The sequence below is a fragment of the Caballeronia sp. LZ003 genome (assembly GCF_031451465.1).
Taxonomy (GTDB): domain Bacteria; phylum Pseudomonadota; class Gammaproteobacteria; order Burkholderiales; family Burkholderiaceae; genus Caballeronia.
The window spans coordinates 1-8,295 of sequence record NZ_JARUXJ010000258.1; the positions used below are offsets into that span (position 1 = coordinate 1).

Annotated in this window: 5 protein-coding genes, 1 pseudogene and 1 CRISPR repeat array; of the genes and pseudogenes, 2 read left to right on the forward strand and 4 right to left on the reverse strand. The window is 57.8% G+C overall.

Annotation, left to right across the window (positions count from 1 at the left end; all coding sequences use genetic code 11):
* Both QCE79_RS38365 and QCE79_RS38370 read right to left on the reverse strand, forming a co-directional pair.
* Positions 1–130: pseudogene (locus QCE79_RS38365) on the reverse strand (IS3 family transposase); the annotation flags it as partial.
* 117 nt (positions 131–247) lie between these two features.
* On the reverse strand, positions 248–1,198 hold the full coding sequence (locus QCE79_RS38370) for a M23 family metallopeptidase (RefSeq protein WP_309854176.1): 951 nt from the start codon (positions 1,196–1,198) through the stop codon (positions 248–250).
* A gap of 575 nt (positions 1,199–1,773) precedes the next feature.
* Between QCE79_RS38370 and QCE79_RS38375 the strand changes: the two genes are divergently transcribed.
* Entirely contained in the window at positions 1,774–3,486 is a 1,713-nt protein-coding gene (locus QCE79_RS38375) for an OmpA family protein (protein WP_309854179.1), read from the forward strand.
* 430 nt (positions 3,487–3,916) lie between these two features.
* Here the strand turns inward: QCE79_RS38375 and ompA are convergent, their stop codons facing one another.
* A complete protein-coding gene (gene ompA / locus QCE79_RS38380; protein ID WP_250466527.1) occupies positions 3,917–4,582 on the reverse strand; it encodes an outer membrane protein OmpA in 666 nt (221 codons plus the stop codon).
* Here ompA and QCE79_RS38385 point away from each other — a divergent pair.
* Positions 4,500–4,727, forward strand: coding sequence for a hypothetical protein (locus QCE79_RS38385; protein ID WP_309854184.1), 228 nt, complete (start codon positions 4,500–4,502; stop codon positions 4,725–4,727). The genes ompA and QCE79_RS38385 overlap by 83 nt on opposite strands.
* Positions 4,728–4,893: 166 nt before the next feature.
* Here the strand turns inward: QCE79_RS38385 and QCE79_RS38390 are convergent, their stop codons facing one another.
* Positions 4,894–5,166 carry a DUF333 domain-containing protein gene (locus tag QCE79_RS38390; RefSeq protein ID WP_309854182.1) on the reverse strand — a complete coding sequence of 91 codons (273 nt, stop codon included), beginning with the start codon at positions 5,164–5,166 and terminating at the stop codon, positions 4,894–4,896.
* A 633-nt stretch (positions 5,167–5,799) separates the two neighbouring features.
* Positions 5,800–8,110: direct repeats of the CRISPR family, unit length 28 nt; unit sequence GTTTGCTGCCGCGTAGGCAGCTGAGAAA.
* The last annotated feature ends 185 nt before the right edge of the window (positions 8,111–8,295 follow it).

The window sequence follows — 8,295 nt, forward strand, 5'->3', positions numbered from 1 at the left end:
CCGTTGCTCCCGGCTCCAGGGTTTCCTGCACGATGGCCACCTTCTCCTGGACCGAACGTCGACGACGGCGCTCCGGCTCGGTCAGAACTTCAATGCTTTCCACGATTTGCCTAGGCTTGAAACTAGTCACAAGATTCCCTCTTATTTTAAGGGGTGTCTCGTGTCCTGAGATTCAAGGGGCTACTCCACCTTACTCGTTCCGACAACTCGCAATCCCCGCAGACAAGCCGTCAACGCGCCCATCACCTCATGCATCCGCGTTGCTCGAAGACAGCGAAAGATAGTCCGCCGGGTTGACCGGTTCGCCATGCACCCGGACCTCGAAATGAAGATGCGGACCCGTCGAGCGACCGGTAGAACCAACCTTGGCGATCGGTTCGCGCGGCAGCACCTTCTGCCCGACGCGCACCTCGACCTTCGATGCGTGACCGTAGAGCGTGAAAATGCCGTTCCCATGATCGATCTCGACCGCGTTGCCGTAACCTGGCATCGGTCCGGCGTGGATCACGCGACCGCCGGCGGCCGCGAGGATCGCTGTGCCCGTCGGCGCGACCAGGTCCATGCCGGGGTGGAAACTGAGGTGGTGCGTGAAAGGGTCCAGGCGGTTGCCAAACGGCGAACTGGTGCGCCCCAGCACGAGCGGACGGCGGTCCGGAAAAGCCTCCCACGCCGTTTCGTGCCGTGCCGCGCGCTGTTCGAGCGTCGTAAGTGTCGCCGAGACGCAGTCGAGTTCGCCACGGATGACTTGCGCATCCGCCTGCACCTCGCTCGTTCGACAAGGCCGTGGCGGCAGTTCGGGACCGCCCGCCGCATCGCTGCCAGACCGGCGCGTCGATGTCGCCGCCGCCCGGATGGCAGGCGCACGCGGCTGCGCGCGCAGGCGCTGGTTCAATGCGCTCAAACTGTCCAGCTGATTGGTGAGGCGCTCGGCGCGCGCATTCAGCGAAGCACTAGCGGCCTGCAGCCGCGTGAATTCGGCGGCCGCATAGGGAGATTGCGCTGGGGCAGCGTCGGCAATGGAAGACCCTTCGGACCCGTGGCGAGCATGTAGCGGCTGGAGACCGTAGTGCCCGAGCGCGAGGCCGGCGGCCAGCGCAAACGCGACCGCCGAGCCCGCGGAGCCAACGATCGTGCGCAGCGCGCCGCGCCGCATCACGATATACAGATCGTTTTTCGAGCCCGATTTGATTGAAGCCATCTCTTTCTCCCAGCAATTAGCACGCGTTTTTGAGATAGTACGGATGCGTCGGCTCTACCCCTATCAGACAAGTCAGAGAAATTTGAGAAAAATGCGCGTCCGGCTCGAATTCTTAAAAACACGATAAAACGCAGGATTTACGACATTGATGGCTGAAAGCAAGGCGCACCATTACATTGAGGATTTTCGGGTCCAATGCTGCCAGACCGCCTTCTCCCGACGGTGTGTATAATCCGCGCGCTGTCAGAGAGATGTCGATAGTTGTCGAATCGCAATCAAGGACTCGACTCCTCACGAGTCAGTCATTCGATTTACCCGCATGCTCCTCGAATCGCAATATAAAAGTTTCAAGCCGCATCCGGATCGCCATTAATTTTAGTCACTAAATCATGTGGTTGGCTTTGCCAGAAGCCAAGAGGCCGCCTAGTCGCCAAGTCGTACTTACGCTTCCCATTGATTCAGCCCCAGCGATTTCACTCGCAATCCGACATCTTAAAAAATAGCGGAGACGTATTAAGGACGTGTCAAGTGTCACGTCTGTATATCAAGTAGTTTGCACTTCAAGGTTATTTGCAATGAGCATCAATATTTTTCAAATCCTGGAAACGGTCTTGAACGGCGACGTCATCAAGACTCTTTCCGCAGAACTCGGAATCGAGCCTGACCTAATAAGCCAGGTAACGAGTAAAGCAGCCCCGGCGCTCGTCGCGGCCCTTACAAACCGCGCCAGCACGACCGAAGGTGCGCGTCACGTTTTTGCGGCGATCGTGTCGCCCGAGGCGAACGGTCAGATTGCCAGCCAGATCTCTCAGTCGATCGCAAGCCCGGCGAAGCTGGCGGCATTCGAAGCCGGCGGTCGCGAAATGATCGGCAAGGCGACGGGTGCGGACACCAACGCACTGGCCGAAGCCATTGCGCGGCATTGCGGCACGTCGCCATCGGCGAGCCTTTCGTTGTGCGGCGTGGTCGGTGCAGCCTTGATGGGCATCCTGAAGCAGCACTTCACCCAAGCGCGTGGGTCGGTCGGGCAACTGCCTACGCTGCTCGGGCATCAGTTGCCGGAGGTTCATGCGCACCTGACGGATCACATCGCGAGCGTGCTCGGACTTGGGACCGTGACCACGTTCGGCGCGGCAATTCTGTCGAAGCTCAAGGATGTGTCGGCACATTTCGAGCATCCGCAATCCGAACCGGCTCCGCTGCCGGCCCGAACCATCCTGGCGCAAGTTAAACAAGAACGCAAAAAGCCGACGCACAAGCGCTCGCATGCGTGGCTGTGGTGGTTGCTCGCGCTTGCCGCGCTCGTGCTCGCAATTTTCGCGCTGCGTTCGTGCAACAGCGAAAGCTCGACTGCGCCGGTTGCACGCCCTGAACCGGCCAGTAACGCGGCCGTTGCTTCGACTCCCGCCGTTGCGTCTGCACCGGTTGATGCTTCGGCCGCCTTCGTAGCGAACGCCTCGGACGCTTTGGCTGCCGTTGCAGCGTCGGCGGCCGCGGCGACGCAGGACGCGCGCGTGTCGTTCACGGTCGATATTACCGGGATGCCGACGGTCACGGCGACGGTTGGCAGCGAAGCCGAGAAGGCGCAGTTGCTCGACGCCCTGACGAAGAAATTCGGCGAAGGCAAGTTCACAGCCAACATCACTGTCGACCCGGCAACGAAGCCGGCAGACTGGCTGACTCACCTCGACGGCCTCCTGCCGCTGATGGCCGTGCCGGGCGCCGAAGTGAAGGTCGTCGGGTCGCACGTCGAACTGGGCGGTTCGGTTGCCGATGTGAAGGCAGGCTGGCTCGATAAGCTCAAGGCGCTGTTCGGCTCGGGCTACGACATTAGTGTGTTCAACGTGCAGCAGGCCGTCGCGAGCGCGACGCAGTCATTCCGTGATGCGGTGAAGGGCTTCTTTGGCGCGAACGCATCGTGCGCGAATGCCGACGTGGCGAAGCTGCTGAACCTGCAAGTCATCAATTTCGCGACGGGCAAGTCGATGGTGCCGGTCACGGCAGCAGAAGATCTGCGTCAGTCGGCGAAGGTGCTGAAGACGTGCGCGAAGAGCAACAAGGCCGTCCAACTCGAAGTGGCGGGCTATTCGGACAACGTGGGCACGCCGGCGATGAACCTGGCACTGTCACGTCAGCGTGCGCAAGCAGTGCGCTCATATCTCGTCGCACACGGCGTGTCGGGATCGATGCTGAACGCGCAAGGCTATGGCGAAGCGACGCCTGTCGATAGCAACGATACCGAAAGCGGCCGCTTTCATAATCGCCGCATCGAGTTTCTGGCGAAGTAGTGAGATTGTGTAGATGACGAAGACTGCCCGGTGAAAGCCGGGCAGTTTCGTTTTGACAGCTGGTTCGCAGTGTGTCGTTGGATGGCGACGAAGTGCCCACCAATGGTGGTTGTCGCTAGCCTGGTGTAAGAAGCACTTACGCTTCGAGCTTGTTGCGATTCAAGAGTCTTTGAAATCGCGTCTGTTCAAACGCTCTTCGACGGGCGAAAAGCTATTGAACGAAATCGGCGACGAGTGCGCTGCATTCGTCGAGATTCACTTTCTTCGTTATCCCTAATGGGCCGAGATAATCCCGTGCCTTGGGGATTGCCGGCCTGCCAAGATTCCAGCGAAAGATAACAAGCAAGTCAGATGCAGCACTGGCGGCAGCGTGGCGATGTACTGCTCACACGGTCGTACTTATCAATGTGCATCTGAAATGGACTAACCCTTACTGCTGCGTCTGACGCTGCGTGCCAACCACTTCGACTTCCACGCGACGATCCGGCGCGAGGCAGGCGATAAGTTGCTTGCGGTTCTTCTGGTTGCAGCCCGTGGTGACCGGGTTGCGCTTGCCCTTGCTTTCCGCGTAGATATGGCTGGCGTCGATGCCCTTGCTGACGAGGTAAGCCTTGACAGCTTGCGCGCGACGCAACGACAGACGATTGTTGTACTTGTCCGAACCAAGGCGGTCGGTGTAGCCGGTAGCAACCACCACTTCCAGATTCACCGTGCCGAGTTTCGTCGCGAGATCGTCGAGCGCGCTCTTGCCAGCGGGCTTCAGAACTGCCTTGTCGAAGTCGAACAGCGCGTCAGCCTGATAGCTATATCTGGTGTTCCCAATAATAGGCGCTGTATTAGGCGGTGCATCGGTCGGTCTCTGTGGCACGGCTGCTAACACCAGCGCCCCATCGCATTTTGCGTTGGCCGTAGCCGGGGTCCAAAATGCGTCGCGCCAGCAGAGTTCGTTCGTGCCGTTCGTCCACACGTACTCGCCCGTACCGTTCACCCAGTTGTCGTTCACGGCTTGTCGTGTGGCCGGTACGGACTGCGCTGAAGCTGATGCGGTGATAACCGCGGTAGCCGCAATGAATGCGAGCTTTGAAAATTTGATCATTTTCTTTTTTCTAAATGAAGTTCTTGAGCGCCAATTGCCCTTTACTGCGCGAGCGATTTTCGCATTGGAGCGCAATCTAATTGGTCAAGAAAAGTCACGGCATCGAATACGTTTCATGACAGTCGCAAAGTTCTTGCGAACGTGATTCGAAGATGCTAAATCGTCCGGCAGTGGGTTCGTAAGCAGGCGGTTGCGTTGGCGCATGCAGTGTCGAATGTCATCGCCCGATACGCGCAGCTTTTGTTCGATTCAGCGCATCTTGCGAACTGACGCTGATTGCTGACCTATTGCGATACACGGTGTGTACAGCGTTATTTCTGACCGGGCGAGCATTGGCCGCGAAGTAGCGCCCATTCCTCGCAGGACTGACCCCCAGGGAAATGGCACATGCCGACCTGGCCATTGACGGTATCGACGATTTGAAGCGTCCCGCCTTGGCGAGTGCAGTTGACGGAAGCCGGATTGGCCAGTCCTATCCGCGAAGCAGGTTGATCCAACGTTGCGCCCGCAGCCGATGACGATGGCTGCGCGCAGGCAGTCAACAAGAAGACGCCGGCAAATAGCGCAGTAAGAAGCTTGAACATGGTTAATCGATCTCCGATGCAAAAATCAGGAGAGGCTGACTATACCAACGGTCATGCCATTTATTCGACGGCGCTATGTTTTTGTACATTAGACGCGGCTTGCCGGTGCGCTTGTCTGTGGCATTCGTTGGGATGCCACTAGTTGATGTGCGTGTGTTGTATTCGAGATGACGGCGGCAAGTTGGTGATCGACGGCGTCAGTCAGAAGACGAGGCGGTCAAGAGCGCGCGACGCTATGGAAGTTGGCATAGGATTATTCATCTTTGACGCCCAAGGTTGCGTGTTTGCGGCTGCAAACGCTGGTGGTCGGAGTGCGGATGCCGACTTGTTGTTTCTGCTGGGATCGTCGCTTTGTGATGCGAACCGGCGGGCGATGCGATATGAGATCGAATAAGGAAGTGGGCTTCGATTTGCTTGTCGGCGGGATAGAATCTTTCGCGGCGGAGCGGGGTACGCGGTTTGAGGTGGTGTGTACGCCGGTCCGCTGTTTGTAGTTGCGCGTTACCCTTTTTTAAGGCGGTTCTTCGTTGCTTGAATTATCAATGACTTAGGGTTGGGCTTTAGAATTAGGGGGCTTGGGCTGTAGTGGCGTCTTTCTTTTACGGATCAAGAGGATAGCGGTTGGATCGTCTAGTTTGCTGCCGCGTAGGCAGCTGAGAAAGTGCTGCAACAGCTCTCGAACTGGCTCGGCGTGTTTGCTGCCGCGTAGGCAGCTGAGAAACTCGTGAGTTTGCTACGTGGCGGGCTTGTCGGGTTTGCTGCCGCGTAGGCAGCTGAGAAAGTCGCTTATCGGAATGCAGCTTCGAAAGCATCGTTTGCTGCCGCGTAGGCAGCTGAGAAAGAGCGGAACATGCCCGAGACAAACTCATCGATGTTTGCTGCCGCGTAGGCAGCTGAGAAACGCCTCGGACGTCGACGACACCGCAAGTCGATGGTTTGCTGCCGCGTAGGCAGCTGAGAAAGCCACGACTTCAGCGGTAATCGGCACGACGACGTTTGCTGCCGCGTAGGCAGCTGAGAAAAGCGAGCCGAAGGGCATACGACCACACGCCGATGTTTGCTGCCGCGTAGGCAGCTGAGAAAGCCCTCTTTCAGCAGACAGACCCATAGCATCGGTTTGCTGCCGCGTAGGCAGCTGAGAAAAGCTACAAAAGTCGCAAAAGCAGGCGACACGAGTTTGCTGCCGCGTAGGCAGCTGAGAAAGACGGGAAGAAGTGCTAATGATTGCGACACATGTTTGCTGCCGCGTAGGCAGCTGAGAAAGTTCAACTCAAGTGTGCCGTTCTTATCGAGTAGTTTGCTGCCGCGTAGGCAGCTGAGAAAGGCTGAAATTCGCTTCGCTCAAGTTTGCGCTCGTTTGCTGCCGCGTAGGCAGCTGAGAAAATGTCCGAGAAGTAGACGTTGAAGCCCATGATGTTTGCTGCCGCGTAGGCAGCTGAGAAAAAATTTGCATGATGTTCTCGCCGTTATGTTCGGTTTGCTGCCGCGTAGGCAGCTGAGAAATTCGTTTCGGTGGATGCGCGGTTAGCTGCGTCGTTTGCTGCCGCGTAGGCAGCTGAGAAAGAGACCGCGCTCGTCGAGCGCATAGATCCGGAGTTTGCTGCCGCGTAGGCAGCTGAGAAATGCCTCGTGAGTGAGACAGACGGCAAAGGCTTGTTTGCTGCCGCGTAGGCAGCTGAGAAACTGCAGCGATGTAATCGCGACGGGACAAAGACGTTTGCTGCCGCGTAGGCAGCTGAGAAAGAGACATTTACGGCAACGCCTATGGCGACATCGTTTGCTGCCGCGTAGGCAGCTGAGAAAAGCCCGGCCAGCAGCGCGCTCGTCAGCACCATGTTTGCTGCCGCGTAGGCAGCTGAGAAAATCAACGTGAGCAGCGCGGACCCGCATGAAGCGTTTGCTGCCGCGTAGGCAGCTGAGAAATTCCTTCGCCGGCGTAACATCGGCTTTATAGCGTTTGCTGCCGCGTAGGCAGCTGAGAAAATTGCCCCGGATCGAGCGTGATTGTTTTGCGCGTTTGCTGCCGCGTAGGCAGCTGAGAAAATATCGCCCGCTGTCCTGCCGTACCAATCTGTTGTTTGCTGCCGCGTAGGCAGCTGAGAAAGGCTTGCGGGCGCTTAGCAGCAGCATGTACACGTTTGCTGCCGCGTAGGCAGCTGAGAAAGGCCGTGGGCACCGCACCAAACCGTTGGATGTGTTTGCTGCCGCGTAGGCAGCTGAGAAAGTGCGAGTAATCGAACGGCGGCGGCTCGCCGCGTTTGCTGCCGCGTAGGCAGCTGAGAAAGGTCCGATTGCTGCAGCCGGCGCAATAACAACGTTTGCTGCCGCGTAGGCAGCTGAGAAAATCGGGCACACCGCCTTAGAGCCCCTTGGAAAGTTTGCTGCCGCGTAGGCAGCTGAGAAATTTTGAGCAAATCGGCGATCGTTTCATCTGACGTTTGCTGCCGCGTAGGCAGCTGAGAAATGAAGCCGCTCGCGCATCTTGTCGACGCTTGCGTTTGCTGCCGCGTAGGCAGCTGAGAAAATCAGCGCGATGCACGGCACGCACGCCATGCAGTTTGCTGCCGCGTAGGCAGCTGAGAAAGATCATCCAACGCATGCGGTCCGCTTCATAACGTTTGCTGCCGCGTAGGCAGCTGAGAAATTCGAACGCCTCGATGGCTGCGAGATGTCGGCGTTTGCTGCCGCGTAGGCAGCTGAGAAATCTGCGAGAGCGCATCTGGATTCTGGCAAACGTTTGCTGCCGCGTAGGCAGCTGAGAAACAGGTACCTTCATGAATCAATTGGTCGAAGCTGTTTGCTGCCGTGTAGGCAGCTGAGAAATGATCGGCGTTCCACAAGCCGCGTGCGTCGGAAGTTTGCTGCCGCGTAGGCAGCTGAGAAACTAGAAGTGCGTGCCAGTTTGAGCTAGCTATTGCTTGCTGCCGCGTGGGCAGCTGAGAAATCGTCGTGAATGAAGGCCGGACTGTTTTTTCGTTTGCTGCCGAGTAGGCGGACCTATCCGTAATTCTGTGGGCGAGGCATATTATTAGAGGTAAAAGTCATGGATATGCCGATGAAGAAGAAACGCACCGTCGCTTCTCAGGCAGCGGCCCGAGGGCCGCTGCCTGCCCTTCCGGAAGGTCTGCT

What these genes read in the sequence shown, in the direction of transcription:
- QCE79_RS38370 (WP_309854176.1), bottom strand. Translation starts at nt 1,198, where the DNA reads ATGGCTTCAATCAAATCGGGCTCGAAAAACGATCTGTATATCGTGATG.
- QCE79_RS38375 (WP_309854179.1), top strand. Translation starts at nt 1,774, where the DNA reads ATGAGCATCAATATTTTTCAAATCCTGGAAACGGTCTTGAACGGCGAC.
- ompA (WP_250466527.1), bottom strand. Translation starts at nt 4,582, where the DNA reads ATGATCAAATTTTCAAAGCTCGCATTCATTGCGGCTACCGCGGTTATC.
- QCE79_RS38390 (WP_309854182.1), bottom strand. Translation starts at nt 5,166, where the DNA reads ATGTTCAAGCTTCTTACTGCGCTATTTGCCGGCGTCTTCTTGTTGACT.